The sequence below is a fragment of the Thermodesulfitimonas autotrophica genome, from assembly GCF_003815015.1.
Lineage (GTDB): Bacteria > Bacillota > Desulfotomaculia > Desulfotomaculales > Ammonificaceae > Thermodesulfitimonas > Thermodesulfitimonas autotrophica.
Genome location: NZ_RKRE01000003.1, coordinates 18083 through 37303, shown reverse-complemented (window position 1 = coordinate 37303; position 19221 = coordinate 18083). Strand labels below are relative to the sequence as shown.

Genomic DNA, 19221 nt, shown 5'->3' with positions numbered 1-19221 from the left:
AAGTATGGAGGCTGCCCGCCACCAACAACGAGCAGCCTCCCCCAACAGGCTAACAGAAACTCCGGGCTGGAGCCACCGAAAGGTTGTTACTCTCCCTTATCGGTGGTTTCTCCTTCCCGACCGGCCAAGCAGTACATGGTCGTGCTCCCGGTGGAAAAGTAGGTAATCTTCCCTTCGGCAATAAGCTCGTTGCATGCCTTCTTTACGTCCCGAAGGCTAGCGTCCGGAAATTTTTTCTGGATAGCCTTCTGGAGATCGTTGAAGTAATGCTTCGACTTTTTTGCCTGGGTAAGATACTCCACAACGATCGCCTTCATTTCTTCCAGCGACATATGACGTCATCTCCTTAGTGCCCTGCGGGCCTTATTTTATGCCACCCGCCGCTTTTGATACCGCCCAAGCTGCATCCGTGTACTTGAAGAGGGTGCTGGTCCGGTAGGTGTCGTAAGCCAAGCGGTAATCGTCGACGAGGTGGTCCGTGAACGGCAGCTCGCACAGCTCGAAGAACTTCTCCCAGCCGATGCGCTCCGCCCACTCGCCGAGCCGCTCGTACTTGTTGGCGTGGGCCGCGTAAACTTCGACGATCTTCCGGATGGTCTTGCATACCTCGGGGTAGCGCGGGAAGTTGTTCGGCAGGAACGGCACGATTACCTTCGAGAACCGCGGCTGGCTCTTCCGGTTGGAGAGCTTACCGCCGGCGAGAAGCACGACACCGTCGCCCTCTTTATCGGCCAGCGGCAGCGCGGCACACATCGTGTAGCAGTTGCCGCAGAACATGCACCGATCCTCTTTGATTTTCACGGTCTTCTTCCCGTCCGGGGTGGTCGCCGGCGAGATGGCACCGAGCGGGCAGGAAGCAATCACCGTCGGGATCTCACAGAGCTTCGCAACAAAGTCGTGGTCGATCATCGGCGGCTTGCGGTGGTAGCCCAGCATCGCGATGTCGGAGCAGTGCACCGCGCCGCACATGTTGAGGCAGCAGGCCATCGAAACGCGGAGCTTCGCCGGCAGCTTCATGCTCTGGAAGTACTCAAAAAGCTCATCCAAAACCGCCTTCACGATCGACGAAGCATCGGTTGCCGGCGTGTGGCAGTGGATGTAGCCCTGAGTATGAACGATGTTGGTGATGCCGCAGCCCGTTCCGCCAATCGGGAACTTATAGCTGCCGCAGTACTGTTTCCGCTCCTTGAGGTCTGCTTTCAGCGCCTCGACCTTCTCCAGGCTGTCGCAGAGGAACTCAATGTTATTACGCGTGGTGAAACGAACGTAGCCGTCGCAGTACTTGTCGGCGATATCGCAGATCTCACGCAGCAGCGCCACGCTCATGATCCGCATGCCGCCACAACGGACGGTGTAAACCTTCTCGCCCGTCTCGGATACGTGCATCAGAATACCCGGTTCGAGAATCTCGTGGTAGAGCCACTTGCCGTAATTCCGCTGGATAATAGGCGGGAAAAAGTCCCAGTAATACCGCGGCCCGATATCGGTAATCCGGTTTTCTCTGGGTTTCTCCGGATTGTAAACGCCGTATCTCGTCGTAGATAGACCCATTGCGATACCTCCTTATACTTCCTTTCTGGTGTGCCTGGTTCTGAAATCGTTGATGTCTCTCTTGAACCCACCCGGCACATCCTCTTCCTTCCAGAAGATGTACGGGTTCTCCCGCGGCTTCCAGACCATCTGCGGCATCACCGGCACGCCGATAACCTCGCAGAACTTCGGCAGGCCCATCCGCTGGATCAACTCACCGAGGCGCTCGCGGTTCTTACCGTTGTCCATCCACCACTCGAAGACCTTGTCCACGATCGCCTTGATGTTGTCGTAAGGCGGTTCCGCTTCCATGAAGGGAATCGTCAGCACCGACATCTGCGCGCCCTCGAGGATCGGCGCCTTCGCACCAAAGAGCAGCATTACGCCGGTATCGGTACCGGGCCGGAGCGCGCGCGGCATGGTGTTGATGCAGTGCATGCAGCGGACGCAGTTCTTGTCGTCGATTCTAAGCTTGTTGCCCTCCATCCACATGCACTTGGTCGGGCAGAGGTCGATGACCTCCTTCTGGATATCGAACTTACCCCAGTTCCTGCCGGCAAACGCACCCGCATTGGGCGGAATCTCCCCGGCGATGTAAGCCTGAACCGCCTCCTGGTCGATCCGAATGTTGTCCCGCCAAGTACCGATCACCGACATGTCTGCCCGCGCGATCGAAGCCACGCAGCCGTTGGGACAACCGTCAAATTTCATCTTGAACTTATAGGGGAAACCGGGCCGGTGCAACTCGTCCTGGTAATGCATGGTCATCTCGTAGCACATTTCCTGCGTGTCGTAGAGGGCAAACTCGCACCGCGCCTTACCGAGGCAGCAGGAAGGCGTCCGCAGGTTAGAGCCTGAACCACCGATATCCTGGCTCAGGTGGTGGGCCATTTCCTGGAAGATCGGCTCGAGCTGCTCGGTCGTGGTGCCGAGGAAGATAATGTCGCCGGTGGAACCGTGCATATTCAGAATGCCGCTCCCGCGGAACTCCCAGAGGTCTGCCATGGCGCGGAGGAAGTCGGTCTTGTAAAACTTGCTGGCGGGCTGGTTAACACGGATGGTATGGAAGTGAGCAATGGCTGGGAACTGGTCGGGCAGGTCGCAATACCGGCCGATGACGCCACCGCCGTAACCGCTGACGCCGACGATACCGCCGTGTTTCCAGTGACACTCGCCGTGCTCAAAGGAAAGCTCGAGCACGCCCAACAAGTCTTCACACACCTCGCGCGGAATCAACATCCGGTCGTCAGCAAGTTTCCTTCTGCGGCAAGCCTCAAGCTTCAGGTCCGCAACAAAGCTCGGCCACGGCCCTGACTCAAGCTGCTCACATCTCGGAATGTCGTACTTTATTTTGAAATTCTTAAGCTCTTCATCCGAAGGGTTCTGTAACTCTTCGTCGGTGTAGATGCGGAGTTCCTGATAGTTTATTTCTTTCTGGGGAACTTTTGGCCCTGGGGGCTTGAATTCCTTAGACATAAGCTTAATCAATACCTCCCTCTTAAACTGAGTTTGCGAGCTGTGGGAAACAGAAGACTAAAGAATTTTCGGCTTGCACCCCCCTCCGCAACTCAAATGAGACTAGGCAAACTATCGCGAAGTCAAACAAGCCTCGCTTTTTGATAGTGGCCGCTTGGTGAAGATCGAGAGGATTGCTCCGAATCGTACAAATTTCAAAAAGTTAAGAATAATATAATACAGGGGTCGAGAACTTGTCAACCGTCTAAATAACAAATGTTTTGTCACCTTTCGTCCGCTCTTCTGCCGTATCCGCAGCTTTTGGAGTAAGCCCAACTGTAAAAGTGCATAATACCCTTTGGAGGGAGAGCATGGATCAAACCGAACTTAAGGCCGCGGTCGAAGCGTTGCTAGCAAGGGATAAAAACCTCCGGGGTTACGGGATACGGGTCAATGTCGACCGTAATACCGTTTACCTGACCGGCGTGGTGGATACTCTTAGTGAAAAAGAATACTTGGCGGCGTTAGTAAGCGCTCTCCCCGGCGTAGACCGGGTAGTGCCTGATATTGCCATCAGCACGGACGGTGCGATTAACGACGGCGCCGTCCTGGCAGAGGTGGCTGAAGAGTTGCAGGTAGCAGGAGTAGACCCCAAGCACATTGGCGCCAGAGTGAAGGATGGCGTTGTCACCCTCATCGGGAGAACGGACGACCCCGCAGAACTGGCTGCGGCACGTGAGGCGGCGGCGAAAGCCCGGGGAGTAAAAGGCGTTACCGCCGCCGTCCGCCTGCAAAGGGGCAACCGAGAAACTCTCGCCGCTATTTTTCACCGCCAGGTAAAAAACGACCGGGAAGAGGGAAAAGACTAAAATCGGGCGAAGCAAGGGAACGGCCTCGGCCTAAATCACTCTGTTTTTAATCTTCACCCGCTTTTTGCAGCTTTGCAAAGTATCTTTTGGGCCAACACGAAATCAGAAGGCTTATCGACATCGATCCCGATTTCGGGCCAAGGCGTAACCACCACCCGCCCCCGAACGCCTAAAAAGCGGGCGACTTTCCGCTCCGCCTGAACCAGCGACAAACGCCCCAAAACGTACCAGAGCAGAAGCCCTGGACCGACGACCAGCGCCAGGCGCAGCGGTTTCTTGCGGAGACGCACAAAGTCCCGGGCCCGACCCAGCGCCCTTTTCATCACGGTGGGATCAACCAGCCCAACGTTGCCACCGGTGAAAACTCCTTCTTTCAAGCGGACGTAAGTGCGCTTAACTTCCGGGTAGGCCCTTTCCACGGCATCCCGCGGCACAACAGAATAGTAGACATCGGCATCGTGGCGCGCGCACAACCGCAAGAATCCTTCTACCGCCACCGGAGTCAAGAGCGGGATATCCCCTGTCGCTACTAGCACCCGGGCGGCACCGGACACGGCCTCTAACCCTGCCGCCAGGTTCTCGATCATGTTCCCCTGCGGTGGAATGATGGTAACCCGCGCGGCGGGAAATTCTTTTTGAAGCTCCCCAGGACCGACAACCACAACCTTGCTGATAACTGCGGAATCAAGCAGCGCCTGGATCACGTACGCCGCAAGGGGCCGCCCGCATAAATCAATAAGTGCCTCGAAGCTCGCCGGTGAAATCTCGTGGAGTGGCCCGCTGTTAGGAGCTCCCGCCAGAACAACCGCCGGAATCATCATCTATCGCTCCTTCAGCGTGCTTAAGAGGCTGCTTTCGGCATTCTCTATGTGCTCGCGGGCTAACTGCGCCGCAAGCTCGCTGTTCCGTTCCGAAATTGCCTCGACGATTTTCCGGTGTTCCTCAACCGCCTCGCGGGTTCTACCCGGTCGGGAGAGGGTGGTCATCCGGAAGCGTTGGAGCTGGTCCTGAAGGTTGGAAATGATCTGGATTAGCCAGTTGTTGCGGCTGGCCCGGTAGATAATATCGTGAAACCGCGTATCCCGCGCTACAATTGTCTCGATATCTTGCGTCTCACTCACCTCGCCGATTTCCACCAGGGACCGTTCCAGTTCTTCAAGCTCCTCTTCCGTAATCCGCTCCGCCGCAAGGCTTGCCGCGAGAGCCTCCAGCGCCGCCCGGACTTCGAAAACGTCCGCAATATCCTTCACGCTGATACCGGCAACATAAGCGCCACGGCGGGGAAGCATCACCACCAGACCTTCGAGCTCGAGTTTGCGAATCGCCTCCCGTACAGGAGTCCGGCTCACCCCTAACTCCTCCGCAAGCTGCACCTCCATTAGCCGCTCACCCGGTTTTAACACCCCTTTGATGATCGCCTCCCGGAGGGACTCGAAAACCACCTCGCGGAGGGGCTTGTAGTTATCGAGCTTCACCGGCAAAAGCCGCTGCTGTTGCAGATGGCATCACTCCCCGAAAAAATACTCGCCCCGGCACAGGCGTTAGCCCGCGTCGAGCGGGCTTTCCTCCCGGCGTCCGAGGCCTGCCGCCGTCGTAGCAGTCACGATCACCCGGAGATCCCGCCCGGAAAAAACCTGCGCCGCCCGGGACGCCGCCTCAACCGAAGGGAAAAGCCCATAAAGCGTAGGCCCGCTGCCCGACATGAGCGCGGCGAGCGCGCCAGCCTCCTTTAACTCCTGCTTTAAACGAGCCAGCTCCGGGTGTTTCCTGAAGGCAACCGCCTCGAAGGCGTTACCGCAATATCCCAGGGCCTCGCGCCACGCGCCACGATCAAACGCCGCGGCCATTGCCGCGGCCACCGGTTCCCATTTAGGGGCCAAGAGGTCGTAATCGCGGTAAGCCTCACCCGTAGAAATCCCGTACGGCGGCTTCAAAAGAAGAACCCCCAGCTCCGGTAGCGCAGGCAGGTGGCGTATCCTCTCTCCCCTGCCCGTGGCCAGCGCCGTGCCGCCTGTGAGGCAAAAAGGAATATCGGCACCGATTTCTGCCCCCAGGGCCGCCAAAAACGCGGTGTCGCACCCCAACCCCCAGAGCTCGTTCAACCCAACCAGGGTAGCGGCAGCGTCGGCCGACCCCCCACCGAGCCCCGCGGCCACAGGTATCCGCTTAACAAGCGTGATCACCGCTCCTCCCCGGTAGCCAGTCGCTTCGGCCAGACGCCTGGCCGCCCGGACTACCAGGTTCGCCTCGCCTTCCGGTACCGGTTCACCTTCCACCGTGAGGGTCAAACCCGCCGCCGCTTCGAGGAATATACGGTCACCCAGCGCCAGGCTCTGCATCACCGTAGCTATCTCGTGGTAACCGTTGGCGTAGCGTCCAAGGATATCAAGGCAGAGGTTAATTTTCGCCCGTGCAACGTAGCAAATAGCCACTTAGTTACCCACACATACCGGGAGATGCTTTTTCATAACTTTACACAAAAAGCCTCACGGAAGCAAGAGTTTTGCAAGCAAGACTGGAGGATAGGGGGTGGGGCCCCTGCTTTGCGCTTACGCTCCGGCGACTGGCCACCTCTACGTTTCCACATTAACGGGCAACCAGACTCTCTTTCTCTTGCTCCTCAGCCTCCTCGCCGGCGCGGGGACGCTGCTCGGCGCGGTCCTTGCCCTCCTTATTCCCCTTGACCGCACATTGCCCTTTCTCGCCGGCTTTGCTGGTGGCGTCATGAGCAGCGTGGTGGCCGCTGAGCTCCTTCCCGCTTCCGTAGCGCTTGGCGGCCCCGGTCCTGCCTTGGTGGGGTGCCTTGCCGGCGGCGCCTTCCTTTTTTTCTTCGATCTTCTCTTACCCCACCGCCCGGCAGCGCGGGATGAGTACCGGCGCCTCGGCTGGCTCCTCTTTACCGCGATCGCCCTTCACGATCTGCCGGAAGGGATCGCCCTCGGCACCGGCGGCTCAGCCGCAGCGAAACTCGGCATTTTGCTGGCCGTCGCGCTCGGGGCACATAATCTCCCTGAAGGACTAATAAACACGGTGCCGCTGCGCCTCGGAGGGCTGGGGGCAAAAAGGCTTCTCACCCTAAACTTCCTTCTTTCCCTCGTCACTCCTCTGGGGACCCTCCTCGGGATAGCTATGGCCGAATGGCAGCCGCGCCTCATCCCGGTCCTTCTGGCGCTCGCGGCAGGAGCAATGCTTTATATCGTACTGAAGGAGCTTCTGCCCCGAATGGTAGATGGCGGCGGGGACACCGGCTTTCTCTGTGGCTTCTTACTGCTTATCCTGCTCTGGTGGTTATTAGAGCGGCTCTGACTTCCTGCGGCCGCGCTATTTTTTTAGCAGGCACCAGGCCCCTGCGGCCAGGAAGGCAACCCCGAGGATACGCCAGCAGCTAAAAGGAAGGCGGGTCATCCCGAAAAGACCGAAATGGTCGATTATCGTCGCCGTCAGCACCTGCCCTAAGATGATCGCGGTCGTTGCGGGCGCCACGCCAACCTTGGGAATGCACCGGGCAACGCTGTAAATGATCAAAACCCCGAACACGCCGCCCGTCCAGGCGTACCACGGCGCCTGACCGACACGCGAAAAACCGCCCCGCGCAAACGGCAACAACAGCCCCGCAAAAGCCGTTCCCACCGCGTGGACGATGAAGGTGGCCAGACATACGCCGGCAATCTTCCCCATGAGCGCGTTCACCGCACCCTGCACCGCCATAACGGACCCTGCAAGGGCCGCCAGAAGCAGCGGAAAAAGCTTTAAACCGAACATCGCCTCACCCGACGTCTATTATTTCCCAGGGGAGTTTGCCGCAACCGGCCAACTTTCTTCTTGTCTTTCCACACCCTACCGTGTTAAATTTGACGTTAAAGAAAAAACATTCATGAGAAAGGGGGGTTGCTCGCTTTTTGGGCCGTTTAATCTGCAGGGCAGGAACGGTTACGGAATTTTTCGCTATCAATCATGCCGATTCGGCAGATGAGCCGAGAAAAAATCGGGAGAGAGGAGTCAAGGTAATGCTGAAGCGGAGCGTTAAACTGATTTGCCTGCTGGCGCTTTTCCTTTTTGTGGCCGGTTGCGGTAAGGCCAAAACCACAACCGCCCCCGCACCACAAAGCGCGCCCAAGGAGCCCTACAAGATCGGCGCCATCGTTGATGCGAGCGGCCCCGCAGCCTCGCTCGGCGAGCCGGAAAGGGATACGTTGAAGATGCTCGCCGATGAACTCAACGCCAAAGGGGGCATCAACGGCCACCCGGTCGAGCTTATCATCCTCGATAACAAGAGTCTCGAAAGCGAAGCGGTCCTGGCGGCCAAAAGGCTCATCGACCAGGATAAGGTCCTGGCCATCATCGGCTGCACCCAAAGCAGCACTTCGCTGGCTATCGTAGACACCGTCACCAAAGCCCAGGTGCCCACGGTTTCGATGGCGGCCTCTGCCAAGATTGTCACCCCCGTTGCCGAGCGCCACTGGGTTTTCAAGACCGCGCAGAGCGACATCATCGTCGCTAACAAGATCGCCAAGTACCTCACCGACAAGGGCGTCAAGAACGTGGCTTTCCTTTCGGTCAACAACGCCTTCGGCGACTCGGGCCTGGTCAATTTTGAGAAGGCCGCCCAGGCAAACGGGCTTAACATCCTCCTGAAGGAAAAATTTGAGGCGACCGATACCGACATGACCGCCCAGCTCGCCAAGGTCAAGGCGTCCCAAGCACAAGCCACCGTCGTCTGGGCGATTCCGCCGGCAGCTTCAATTGTTACGAAGAACTTCCGCGATCTTGGTATCAAGATGCCGCTCATCCAAACCCACGGGATCGGCAACAAGAAGTTCCTCGAACTCGCCGGCACTGCGGCCAACGGTGTAGTGGCCCCGATGGGCAAGCTTCTGGTAGCCGAACAGCTTCCGGACAGTGACCCGCAGAAGCAGGTGCTCCTCAAGTATATCGCGGATTACCAGAAGCGGTACAACGCCCGTCCGAACACCTTTGGCGGCCATGCCTACGATGCGTTTAACTTGGTGGTAAAGGCCATCGAGCAAGCCGGTCCCGACCGGGCGAAGATCCGGGACGCCCTCGAGCAGATTACCGGCTACGCTGGTATCAGCGGTGTCTTCAACATGTCACCCCAGGATCACAACGGCCTCGGCGAGGATTCGATGGTTATGGTGGAGATCAAGGACGGCAAGTGGCAGCTTCTCCAATAAAACGGCCTACAGAAAAGTCTCTGACCACCAAGTCAGAAAGACATCCGGGGGTGCGGCTTTCCCTATGGGACAAGGCGCACCCTCATCTTGTCGCCAGAATGGAGCGCAGATGGGTTTGCAGCTAAAAATCTTATCGGGTAACGAAGCAATCGCCTACGGAGCACTAGAAGCCGGTCTCCACGTGGCTACCGGTTACCCCGGTACCCCGTCTTCGGAAGTTCTGGGCACTCTCGCCCGCCTGGCACCGGAATATGGCTTCTACGCCGAATGGTCCACCAACGAGAAAGTTGCCCTGGAGGTAGCCGCAGGTGCAGCGTTGAGTGGCGCCCGCGCGCTCGTGACGATGAAACAAGTAGGCCTAAATGTTGCCGCCGACGCCCTGATGACCCTGGCTTACCTCGGGGTGGTAGGGGGGCTTGTCCTCGTAGTGGCGGACGACCCCGGCCCGCATAGCTCGCAGAACGAGCAGGATACCCGGCTTTTCGGCCGGTTTGCCAAGGTGCCGGTACTCGATCCGGCTACCCCGCGCGAGGCGAAAGCGATGACGGTTTTCGCCTTTGACCTTGCCGAGCGGCTCCAGCTGCCCGTGATCCTTCGCCCCACCACGCGCGTTTCCCATGTCTGCCAGGAGATGGATGTGTGCCCAGCTTACCGGCCCCGGCCGGTGGAAGGATTCAGGCAGGACCCCCGGTGGGTTTGCATGCCCTCCCTCGCCGCCCAACGGCACGTGTGGCTTAACACCGTCCAGGAGCAGGTGGCAGCGCTCCTGGGCGAATCACCCTTTAACTTTGCCACGGTGGCCGGCGAAGCCGGCATCATCGCTTGCGGGGTTAGCTTCAATTACATCCGTGAAGCACTCCGGTTGCTGGGGCAGGAGGTCTCGGTGCTTAAAATCGGTACCCCTTACCCCCTTCCGGAGAAACCGGTGGTCGACTTCCTCCGCCGGATGAAACGGGTGCTGGTGGTGGAAGAACTGGAACCGGTGGTGGAAGACCAGGTAGTAGCCATGGCCTGGCGGCACGGCTTGCGTCTTTCGATTGCGGGCAAACGCGACGGCACCGTTCCGCGCGAAGGAGAGTTCGATGTTGACCGGGTTGCGCCGATAGTAGCGGCCTTCTTAGGGGTTCCGTACCGGCAGATTCCGAAAACGCTGCCGCCGCCACTCCCCCGGCGAGGCCCTGTTTTGTGCGCCGGTTGCCCGCACCGCGCCTCCTTCTACATTTTCAAGGAGGCAGCACAGGGGATGGATGTTGTTTTTACCGGGGACATCGGCTGTTACACCCTGGGCTTGGCCCCGCCTCTGGAAGCGGTGCATACCTGTCTCTGCATGGGCGCAGGCATCGGCATGGCGGCAGGCATCCACCGCGTTAACCCGGGGAAAAAGTGCGTCGCTTTCATCGGCGACTCCACTTTCTTTCATGCCGGACTGCCCGGCTTAATCAACGCCGTTTACAACCGGGCGGAGATCGTAGTGGTGGTGCTTGATAACCGAACTACCGCGATGACCGGGCACCAACCGCACCCGGGTACAGGGCGCACCGCCACCGGCGGCGAAACAGCCGTGGTGGACATCGCCAGCTTGGCCCGCGCCTGCGGGGTTACCTACGTCCGGGAAGTGGACCCCTTCGACACCGACACGGCACTGGTTACCGCGAGTGAGGCGCTGCGCCACAGCGGACCAGCCGTAGTAGTGATGAAAAGCCCCTGCACAAAGCTGGTCAAACCTATTACCCGTTACCGGGTGGTCACGGAAAGGTGCGTGGGCTGCGAAGAGTGTATCCGAAAGGTCGGTTGTCCGGCATTCCTACCCGGGGCAGAAGGACCGGTAATCGGTAGCGATTGCACCGGCTGCGGGCTCTGTGCCGCCGTCTGCCCCGCTGACGCTATCGAAAGGGTGACAGAATGAGCTTCGATGTGGTTATCGCCGGCGTCGGCGGGCAGGGGAACATCCTCGCCACCCGCGTCTTTGCCCGGGCGGCCGTAGCGGCCGGCTTTGGGGTGCTAACTTCGGAAAGCGTCGGGATGGCGCAGCGCGGGGGACCCGTCGCCAGTCACGTCCGGATCGGCCACGATCTTTCCGGGGCCATTATCCCAGACGGGAAAGCAGACCTCGTGATCGGCCTCGAGCTGGCGGAAACAGCCCGCGTTCTTCCCAAGCTGCGTTCCGGCGGCCAGGTCATAGCCGCCACCACCGTCATCCAGCCGCCGGCGCTGATCTTGACCGGCGCCGCCTACGATGCGGCGGCTATAGCCGCCTATCTCCGCGAGGCGGTCCCCGGCCTCCTGCTGATCGACGCTGCCGACGTTGCCACCCGGGCCGGTAACCGCCGGACAGCCAACAGCGTGCTATTAGGCGCTGCCAGCACCCTGGGCAGCTTTCTCCCGTTTGCTCCCGAATTGCTTTTGCCTGCGCTTCTCGAAAGCCTGCCGCCCGGCCTCCAGGAAGTTAACCGGCACGCCTTCACCCTCGGCAGGCAGGAGGCGGAAAGGATCCGGACGGCGGGACAAGGCACTTGATTCCATATGTTAGGAGGATGAGCGGATGGCTGAGCTGAGCCGAGTAGTCCCGGAAGGGGACCAGTTACGCGCCCGCCAGGAGGAATTACTCCGGCAGTTGATTGGGCGTCTCTTTGCAAACTCGCCCTTTTACCGGGCCAAACTCCGTGCCGCGGGAATAGAACCCGGCGATATAACAACTCTCAGCGACTTAGACCGGGTTCCCTTCACCACCAAGGAAGAGCTGCGGGAGGCCTATCCGCTTGGACTGATGGCGGTACCGGAGGAAGCGGTGGTTCGCATTCATTCCTCTTCGGGAACTACAGGTAAACCCGTTATCGTGCCCTACACCGCGAAGGACGTGGAAGACTGGACCACCATGTTTGCCCGCTGTTACACGATGGCCGGCGTCGGCCGGCGGGACCGGGTGCAGGTGACGCCCGGCTACGGGCTGTGGACAGCAGGCATCGGCTTCCAAACGGCAGCCGAGAGGATAGGGGCGATGGTGGTGCCGATGGGACCCGGCAACACCGAAAAACAGTTACAGATGATGGTCGATCTCGAAACCACGGTGCTTACGGCCACTTCCTCCTATGCCCTACTGCTGGCCGAAGAGATTAACCGGCGCGGCCTGCGGGAAAGGATCAAGCTCAAACGCGGCATCTTAGGTTCGGAGCGCTGGAGCGACAGGATGCGGGCCCGCATCGAGAAACTGCTCGGCATCGAAACCTTCGACATTTACGGGATGACCGAGGTTTACGGCCCCGGCATCGCCATCGATTGCCCGCTGCACCGGGGGCTACATTACTGGGCCGATTACCTGCTCTTCGAGGTGATCGACCCAGAAACCGGAAAAGAGGTGCCGCCAGGAACCCAAGGAGAGCTGGTAATTACCACGTTAGTTAAAGAAGGGATGCCGCTACTCCGCTACCGGACACGGGACATTACCCGCCTGATCCCCACGTCCTGTCCCTGCGGGAGCCCTTACCCGATGATCGACCGGATCTTAGGGCGCACCGATGACATGATTAAAATCAAGGGGGTGAACATCTACCCAGGACAAATCGATTTTGTCCTCAAATCGGTTCCCGGCCTCAGCAGCGAGTACCAGATCATCCTCACGCGGGAAGCAGGACGCGACCAAGCGCTGGTAAAGGTAGAAGGAGAACCCGGCGTAGATGCCGCTGCTGCCGCTGCCGCCTGTCGCAACGCGATCAAGACCCATATCGGGGTGACGTTCGCGGTGGAGGTAGTTCCGTTCGGCAGCCTGCCCCGTAGTGAAAAGAAAACGCAACGCGTTTTTGACCTAAGGGAAACATAAGGGCCCGTCCGGCAACAGGAGTGAAATCTCTGCTTGTTTTTCGTGCCCTAACGTGTTAGATTTGAACAGTGAAGGGAAAACCGGCAGAAAACGGGTATTTTTACAGTAACTAAATGGCATCGCAGGAAAGATTAGTCTGATGAGGCAAGGAGAGGAGAAAAGATGAAGCGGAGCCTTTTCCTGGTTTGTTTGCTCACCTTACTGGTCTTGGCTGGTGGTTGCGGCAAGGCTAAAACCACCACGACGCCAGCAGCAACTAAAGCGCAGAAAGAACCTTATACGATCGGGGCTATCCTTGATACAAGCGGTCCCGCCGCGTCGCTTGGCGAACCCGAAAGAGACACGCTGCAAATGGTGGTGGAAGAACTTAACGCCAAAGGCGGTATTGACGGCCACCCCGTGGAGCTCATCCTCCTGGACAATAAGAGTTCTGAAAGCGAAGCGGTGCTGGCAGCCAAACGTCTGGTAAACGAGGATAAGGTGCTGGCAATCATCGGCTGTTCCCAAACCGGGACCTCGCTGGCGATTGTAGACACCGTCACCAAAGCGCAGGTACCGATGATTTCGGTCGCTTCATCCGCTAAGATCGTAACGCCGCCTAGTGAGCGGCGGTGGATCTTTAAGACCACCCAGAACAACGAAATCGTAGCCCAGAAGATGATTGCGTACCTCAAGCAAAAAGGGATCAAGGACGTTGCGGTGCTGTCCGTAAACAATGCTTACGGGCGGGACGGCGCCGGTACCTTCATCGAACTCGCGGCCAAGAACGGCATCAACGTAGTCCTCCACGAAAAGTTCGAGGCCACTGATACCGATATGACGGCGCAGCTCGCCAAGGTGAAAGCCTCACCGGCCAAGGCCACCGCGGTTTTTGCCATCCCGCCGGCGGCCTCGATTGTGACCAAAAACTTCCGGGATCTGGGTCTTCAAATGCCGCTCCTCCACTGCCACGGCATCGGCAACAAAAAATTCCTCGAACTCGCCGGTGATGCCGCAAACGGTGTCGTTGCCCCGATGGGCAAGCTCCTGGTTGCCGAACAGCTCCCGGATAACGACCCGCAGAAACAGGTATTACTGAAGTTCATTGCCGATTACCAGAAAAAGTACCACGTGCGGCCGACGACCTTTAGCGGCCACGCCTATGATGCTTTCTACCTGCTCGTTAACGCGATCAAGCAGGCCGGTCCAGACCGGGCAAAGATCCGGGACGCGCTTGAACAGACCACCGGATTTGTAGGCGTAAGCGGTGTCTTCAACATGTCGGCCCAGGACCACAGCGGCCTTGGCGAGGATGCGATGGTCCTCGTAGAAGTGAAGGATGGTAAGTGGCACCTTTTACAGTAGGAGGATATGACTGTTGGGCACCGAAAGCCAGTACATCCAGTATCTCTTAAGTGGGCTGACGACAGGCAGTATTTACGCTTTGATCGCCTTGGCTTTGGTGGTTACTTTTAACATCACCGGGATCTTCAACCTTGCGATTGGGGAATTCGTGACGATCGGGGCACTCACCGCGGTAAGCCTGCTTCACGCAGGCTTACCGGCCACCCTATCTTATTGCATAGCCGTCCTGGTCGCCGGTTTGGTTGGTGCCCTCGTGGAGCGCGCAACGATTCACCCCGCCCGCAACGCCTCAGTTCTAAGTTTAATCATTATTACCATTGCCGTGTCGATTGTCTTACGGGGTGCGGCTCTTCTCATCTGGAAGACGTACCCCTACACTCTTCCTCCTTTCGTTACCGCCCCGCCGCTGCGGCTCTTAGGTGCCTCGCTTGTTCCGCAGAGCCTATTCATTCTGGGCCTGGCGGTGGTGGCCGTAAGCCTGCTCTTCATCTTCTTTGAGTTCACCTATACCGGCAAGGCGGTGCGGGCGGCAATGATGAACCAGACGGCAGCCCGGCTGGTAGGAATTAACCCCGGTCGCCTATCCCTTTTCGCCTTCACCTTCAGCGGCGCCATTGCCGCCCTGGCGGGCATCTTCATTACGCCCATCACTATGGCTACCTATGACATGGGGTTTATGCTGGGACTTAAAGGTTTTGTGGCCGCCATCCTGGGCGGCGTAACAAACGCCACGGGAGCCATTATTGGCGGCATTCTGCTTGGGGTCCTGGAGGCTTTCGCCGCCGGAATGGTCTCCTCCGGATTGAAGGATGCGATCGCGATGGTGGTTATGATCGCGGTGCTCCTGACCCGGCCAACGGGCATCTTAGGTTCAACCCGAAATAGCGCTTAAACCTTAAGGAGATGGATTTCTTGGTTTCGCGCAACTCCTGCTGCCGGCTCTTATTCTGCGGTGTTATCGTCTCCTTGCCGCTCATCATTAAAAGCACCTATATCTTGGGAATTCTTATCCTTATTGCGCTTTACGCCATCGTTGCCGAAGGCCTGGGGGTCCTGATGGGGTATGCAGGACAGGTTTCTTTCGGCCAGGCGGCTTTTTACGGACTCGGTGCCTATACCGCCGCCATCCTGGCTACGCGCTGTCACCTGCCACCGCTCCTCTGTCTTGTCGTGGCGCCCGTGCTGCCTACCCTGGTGGCGCTTATCATCGGCCGCTCGATTTTACGCCTCCGGGAGCACTACCTAGCACTGGCCACCCTGGGCTTCGGTATTCTCGTCTATGCGCTTTTCAAGGAATTCGCCGGGCTCACCGGCGGACCCTCAGGTCTCACCGGTATCCCGTATCTTTCTCTCGGACCCTTCATCCTGGACCGCGACTGGAAGTACTACTACCTCGTCTGGGTCATCCTCAGCCTCGTACTGGTCAGTATCGACAACCTCACCCGCTCACCCGTAGGACGGGCCTTCAGGGCGATCCACGCCAGCGAAAAGGCTACGGAAGCCGCCGGGATCGACACCACAACGCTGAAAGTACAGGCCTTTGGGCTGAGCGCTTGCTTAGCTGGGCTCGCCGGTGCCCTTTACGCCTTCTGGGTCACCTTCATCAGCCCCTCCCCTTTCAGCTTCACCGCCTCGGTCGAATTCGTCCTTATGGTGGTGATCGGGGGGCTGGGAACCCTATGGGGGCCGCTTTTAGGAGCCGCAATCATCGTCGGGCTTACCGAATTCCTCCGGTGGGCGGTCAGAATAATCATGCCGGAAGCGGGCGGCGAGTTTGAGATCATCTTTTTCGGTCTTATCTTCGTCCTGATCATGCTCTTCCGGCCGCAAGGACTCCTCGCGCCGCGCGCCTTCCAGGGCGCCACGACCGGGAAAATGGAGGAAGAAGGATGTTTGCGGTAAACAATCTCACCAAGCGTTTCGGTGGGCTCCTAGCGCTAAACAGGGTGAGTTTTTCGCTGGAACGGGGTGAAATCCTGGCGCTCATCGGACCGAACGGGGCTGGGAAAACCACCCTCTTCAACGTGGTTACCGGAAACCTTCGCCCTGATGAAGGGGAAATCATCTTTAAAGATAGACGGCTTAATGGTCTCAAACCCTTCCAGATTGCTCGCCTGGGGATAAGCCGCACCTTTCAGAACCTCGAGCTCTTCACCACCTTAACGGTGGCCGAAAACGTGATGGTTGGTTTTTACCGTTTGCACCGGACCGGTTTTTTTAAAGCGCTCCTGCGGCGTCCTGGCGTAATGCGGGAAGACCGGGAACTTTACCGGGAAGCCGTCAGGCTACTGAACAGATTGGGGCTGGCAGATAAAGCCGACTGGCCGGCCGGGAGCCTTCCCTTCGGGCAGCAGCGCCTGCTCGAGATTGCCCGGGCGCTGGCCGGGCAGCCGGAGATCCTGCTCCTGGACGAGCCTGCCGCGGGCCTTAATAACGCGGAATCCGAGGCCCTCGCGCGTTTTTTGCGTACGCTTCCAGAAGCAGGACACACCCTCATCCTGGTAGAACACGACATGGACACCGTCATGGGCCTCGCCGACCGGGTGGTGGTGCTCAACTTCGGCACCGTTATCGCCACCGGAACCCCCGCCGAAATTCAGCGCAACCGGGAAGTAATCGCCGCTTACCTGGGGGAAGAGGAGGAAGAGGCATGCTGAATGTCCGTGAAATCACCGTCTACCGCGGGCACATCCGGGCCCTGACCCAGGTCTCGCTTAGCGTAAATCCAGGGGAAGTGATCGCTGTCTTAGGGGCAAACGGCGCGGGAAAGAGTACCTTCTTAGGCGCGCTTGCCGGCCTCTACCCGCTGGCGAGCGGCGAGATCATCTTTCAAGGGAATTCCCTTAAGGGCCTCTCTCCCGAGGCCATCGTCCGCAGAGGTATCAGCCTCGTTCCGGAGAACAGACAGCTCTTCCTTTCGCTCAGCGTCCGCGACAACCTGCTTCTCGGTGCCTTCCACCGCTACCAGCGGGACAAAAGGTTACTGAGCGAAGAACTGGCCAAGATCCTCGACCTCTTCCCGGCCTTAAAGGAAAAATTAAAGGCACCGGCCGGGACTTTAAGCGGCGGCCTGCAGCAGATGGTCGCCATCGGACGGAGCCTCATGGCCAAACCCCGCCTCCTGCTCATGGATGAGCCCTCCGTTGGCCTCGCTCCCCTAGTGGTCCGCGAAATCATGCAAACAATCCGCCGGTTGCGAGAGCAGGGCCACACGGTTCTCCTCGTAGAACAAAACGCGCGGGCCGCACTCAAAGTCGCAGACCGCGCTGTGCTCCTGGAGCAGGGACGAATCGTCCTCTCTGGCAGCCCGAGCGAACTCGCCCGGAGCAGCAGCCTCTACACCGCTTACCTCGGCTACACCGCACCGGCTTGAGATCCCCCGGGCAAAACCTCATTCGGGCAAGCAATGATCAACCAGAGCAGGATTAGGAAAAGGATGAAGGGCGCCAGGAGAAAAAGGATGATAAACCAGATGAGGTCCTGAGTTTTATAATCAGCCATCGTGGATCCCTCCCTGTTTTCCAGTATATGCCAGCCAGTAACGGGTGTGCTTTTTTACTTGCGCACATCATTCCGCCCAAAATCCCAGTGGATTACCTCGCGCCCCTGGCTTTTCCTGCTCCCGGGCACCTCTTTTCCATTATCGGGATGCCCCTTCGGCCCGGGATTTTGTCCCCCGCCGAGCCGCTGCAGAAGCGGGACCACCTTTTCCATGACCTCCCGGTTCGTAAGCAGTCCCGCCAGCATCTTCAGCCCCTCCTTATTACCCAGGAGACCCGCAAGTTCCTTAGCACCGGGAACCACTCGCAGCCCCGCCGCGTTCACCTCCCCGCCTTCTTGCGTTTGGGACTTCGCCGCCGAAGAGATGAGCGGGCCTAAAAGCTGCTGGAAAAACTGCCCCTCGCCGCCGCCCTGGCGCCGCCCTAGTATCTCAAGCACCCCTAAGATATTGACCAGACTTAACAGCAAAAGCAGGCTATCGCCGGTGAAGCCCCCGCGGAGGTGCAGGTCGAGCAAATCGCGCAAAACCTGGCGGAGTTCCTGCCGCCCATCAATCCCGTTCGTTTTATCCACCCGCGCAACCCCCCTTTCAGGTAAGACCCGGAATCGCAGGGATCGTCCAGCCGGTCAGCCGCTCGATCTCCTCCTTGGCCGCCTGACGCGATGCCGCTACCCCCTTGTTAAAGCAGGCGCCGAGCCAACCCTCCAGGCGGGCCAGCTCCTTCCCGGCTTCCGGCCTGATCCTGACCCGAACCACCTCCTGAAGACCGTTGAGTGTGAGGGATACCGGCCCCTCGGTCACCTCGACGCGCAGCCCCTTCAGCGCATCCCTCACCCTGCCGATCTCCCCGAGAAACTTCCCGAGACCCTCGAGTTCGAACAAAATCAACACCTCCCGAACCTCCCACCACGGTATCACGTAAGCCAGTATATTCGCCGCCCCGAAAAATGGTGTCCCCGGCCCGACCATAACCCCAAAACCCCAACCTGCACACACTTTTTACCCGCCCGGAATATACTGCTTAACAGAAAAAGGAAAGTCCGCCGCGGTTCGCGGCAAGGAGGGTCAATCATGTTGTATAAGGAGAGCGACACTACCACCTCGATCTGGCTTATTCTGCTCCTGATTCTGCTCGCATTCCTGGTCTTTATGAACTACGGATGCAACTGACGGAGCTGTGAGCCTAAAGACCCTAACCTGTATCCCTAAGGAGGGTTGACGCAAAATGGCACACGATGATACCACTTCCATCTGGTTGATATTGCTTTTGATCCTGCTGGTATTTCTTGTCTTCCTGCCTAACTGGGGCTACAAGAAGTAAGGAGCGACAGCGCGCTTAAGGAGGGAAGGCTCGATGCCGGTAGATGTCACATCCATCTGGCTCATCCTGCTCCTGATCTTGCTGGCGTTCCTGGTATTCTTGCCCGCAGTGAACAAATAGCCGGCCCTACTGTAACTTAGCGGGAGGAGGGAAGATACCATGCCGTATACCGAGGATGTCACTTCGATCTG

At 58.6% G+C, this 19221-nt stretch carries 21 protein-coding genes; 11 read left to right on the top strand and 10 right to left on the bottom strand.

What is annotated here, in order from left to right; translation table 11 throughout:
- Positions 1-86 precede the first annotated feature (86 nt).
- The 3 genes from EDD75_RS07625 to dsrA are packed head-to-tail and all read right to left on the bottom strand — an operon-like array spanning position 87 to position 3006.
- Entirely contained in the window at positions 87-332 is a 246-nt protein-coding gene (locus EDD75_RS07625; RefSeq protein ID WP_123930590.1) for a dissimilatory sulfite reductase D family protein, read from the bottom strand.
- 31 nt (positions 333-363) lie between these two features.
- Complete coding sequence (gene dsrB, locus EDD75_RS07620; RefSeq protein WP_123930587.1) at positions 364-1551, bottom strand: dissimilatory-type sulfite reductase subunit beta; 1188 nt, start codon at positions 1549-1551, stop codon at positions 364-366.
- Between the two features lie 12 nt (positions 1552-1563).
- Positions 1564-3006 (bottom strand): dissimilatory-type sulfite reductase subunit alpha, encoded by a 1443-nt coding sequence (gene dsrA, locus EDD75_RS07615; protein WP_123930584.1) that lies wholly within the window; start codon positions 3004-3006, stop codon positions 1564-1566.
- A gap of 350 nt (positions 3007-3356) precedes the next feature.
- Between dsrA and EDD75_RS07610 the strand changes: the two genes are divergently transcribed.
- On the top strand, positions 3357-3854 hold the full coding sequence (locus tag EDD75_RS07610) for a BON domain-containing protein (RefSeq protein ID WP_123930581.1): 498 nt from the start codon (positions 3357-3359) through the stop codon (positions 3852-3854).
- A 53-nt stretch (positions 3855-3907) separates the two neighbouring features.
- Here the strand turns inward: EDD75_RS07610 and EDD75_RS07605 are convergent, their stop codons facing one another.
- From EDD75_RS07605 to ispE, 3 genes are all read right to left on the bottom strand, one after another.
- A complete protein-coding gene (locus EDD75_RS07605; protein WP_123930578.1) occupies positions 3908-4675 on the bottom strand; it encodes a nucleotidyltransferase family protein in 768 nt (255 codons plus the stop codon).
- Positions 4676-5329: a GntR family transcriptional regulator gene (locus EDD75_RS07600; RefSeq protein WP_425451660.1), complete on the bottom strand. Its 654-nt coding sequence runs from the start codon at positions 5327-5329 to the stop codon at positions 4676-4678. It abuts the gene before it with no gap.
- 66 nt (positions 5330-5395) lie between these two features.
- Entirely contained in the window at positions 5396-6286 is an 891-nt protein-coding gene (ispE, locus tag EDD75_RS07595) for a 4-(cytidine 5'-diphospho)-2-C-methyl-D-erythritol kinase (RefSeq protein WP_123930572.1), read from the bottom strand.
- Between the two features lie 97 nt (positions 6287-6383).
- Here ispE and EDD75_RS07590 point away from each other — a divergent pair, with 97 nt between their 5' ends.
- The gene (locus tag EDD75_RS07590) at positions 6384-7160 is read left to right on the top strand and encodes a ZIP family metal transporter (RefSeq protein WP_123930569.1); all 777 of its coding nucleotides are present in this window, start codon (positions 6384-6386) and stop codon (positions 7158-7160) included.
- Positions 7161-7175: 15 nt separating this feature from the next.
- Here the strand turns inward: EDD75_RS07590 and EDD75_RS07585 are convergent, their stop codons facing one another.
- Positions 7176-7616 carry a DMT family transporter gene (locus tag EDD75_RS07585; protein WP_123930566.1) on the bottom strand — a complete coding sequence of 147 codons (441 nt, stop codon included), beginning with the start codon at positions 7614-7616 and terminating at the stop codon, positions 7176-7178.
- A 245-nt stretch (positions 7617-7861) separates the two neighbouring features.
- Here EDD75_RS07585 and EDD75_RS07580 point away from each other — a divergent pair, with 245 nt between their 5' ends.
- The 9 genes from EDD75_RS07580 (at position 7862) to EDD75_RS07540 (ending at position 17580) form a co-directional block, all read left to right on the top strand.
- Positions 7862-9046 carry an ABC transporter substrate-binding protein gene (locus EDD75_RS07580; RefSeq protein WP_123930563.1) on the top strand — a complete coding sequence of 395 codons (1185 nt, stop codon included), beginning with the start codon at positions 7862-7864 and terminating at the stop codon, positions 9044-9046.
- A gap of 115 nt (positions 9047-9161) precedes the next feature.
- Positions 9162-10952, top strand: a complete 1791-nt coding sequence (gene iorA, locus EDD75_RS07575; protein ID WP_245963127.1) for an indolepyruvate ferredoxin oxidoreductase subunit alpha — start codon at positions 9162-9164, stop codon at positions 10950-10952.
- Positions 10949-11563, top strand: coding sequence for a 2-oxoacid:acceptor oxidoreductase family protein (locus tag EDD75_RS07570; RefSeq protein ID WP_123930557.1), 615 nt, complete (start codon positions 10949-10951; stop codon positions 11561-11563). Before iorA ends, EDD75_RS07570 begins: the two co-directional genes overlap by 4 nt.
- A 25-nt stretch (positions 11564-11588) precedes the next feature.
- The gene (locus EDD75_RS07565; protein WP_123930554.1) at positions 11589-12863 is read left to right on the top strand and encodes a phenylacetate--CoA ligase family protein; all 1275 of its coding nucleotides are present in this window, start codon (positions 11589-11591) and stop codon (positions 12861-12863) included.
- A gap of 162 nt (positions 12864-13025) precedes the next feature.
- Complete coding sequence (locus EDD75_RS07560; protein WP_123930551.1) at positions 13026-14207, top strand: ABC transporter substrate-binding protein; 1182 nt, start codon at positions 13026-13028, stop codon at positions 14205-14207.
- Positions 14208-14220: 13 nt separating this feature from the next.
- Complete coding sequence (locus EDD75_RS07555) at positions 14221-15099, top strand: branched-chain amino acid ABC transporter permease (protein WP_123930548.1); 879 nt, start codon at positions 14221-14223, stop codon at positions 15097-15099.
- A 20-nt stretch (positions 15100-15119) separates the two neighbouring features.
- On the top strand, positions 15120-16109 hold the full coding sequence (locus EDD75_RS07550) for a branched-chain amino acid ABC transporter permease (protein WP_211328154.1): 990 nt from the start codon (positions 15120-15122) through the stop codon (positions 16107-16109).
- Positions 16097-16864 carry an ABC transporter ATP-binding protein gene (locus EDD75_RS07545; protein WP_123930543.1) on the top strand — a complete coding sequence of 256 codons (768 nt, stop codon included), beginning with the start codon at positions 16097-16099 and terminating at the stop codon, positions 16862-16864. Before EDD75_RS07550 ends, EDD75_RS07545 begins: the two co-directional genes overlap by 13 nt.
- On the top strand, positions 16858-17580 hold the full coding sequence (locus EDD75_RS07540; protein ID WP_123930539.1) for an ABC transporter ATP-binding protein: 723 nt from the start codon (positions 16858-16860) through the stop codon (positions 17578-17580). Before EDD75_RS07545 ends, EDD75_RS07540 begins: the two co-directional genes overlap by 7 nt.
- Here EDD75_RS07540 and EDD75_RS11215 read toward each other — a convergent pair.
- From EDD75_RS11215 to EDD75_RS07530, 3 genes are read right to left on the bottom strand one after another with little or no spacing between them, the layout of a single operon-like run.
- The gene (locus EDD75_RS11215; RefSeq protein ID WP_170157766.1) at positions 17562-17708 is read right to left on the bottom strand and encodes a hypothetical protein; all 147 of its coding nucleotides are present in this window, start codon (positions 17706-17708) and stop codon (positions 17562-17564) included. The genes EDD75_RS07540 and EDD75_RS11215 overlap by 19 nt on opposite strands.
- Positions 17709-17762: 54 nt before the next feature.
- On the bottom strand, positions 17763-18281 hold the full coding sequence (locus EDD75_RS07535; protein WP_123930536.1) for a hypothetical protein: 519 nt from the start codon (positions 18279-18281) through the stop codon (positions 17763-17765).
- 16 nt (positions 18282-18297) lie between these two features.
- On the bottom strand, positions 18298-18705 hold the full coding sequence (locus tag EDD75_RS07530) for a YbaB/EbfC family nucleoid-associated protein (protein WP_123930533.1): 408 nt from the start codon (positions 18703-18705) through the stop codon (positions 18298-18300).
- Positions 18706-19221: the final 516 nt, after the last annotated feature.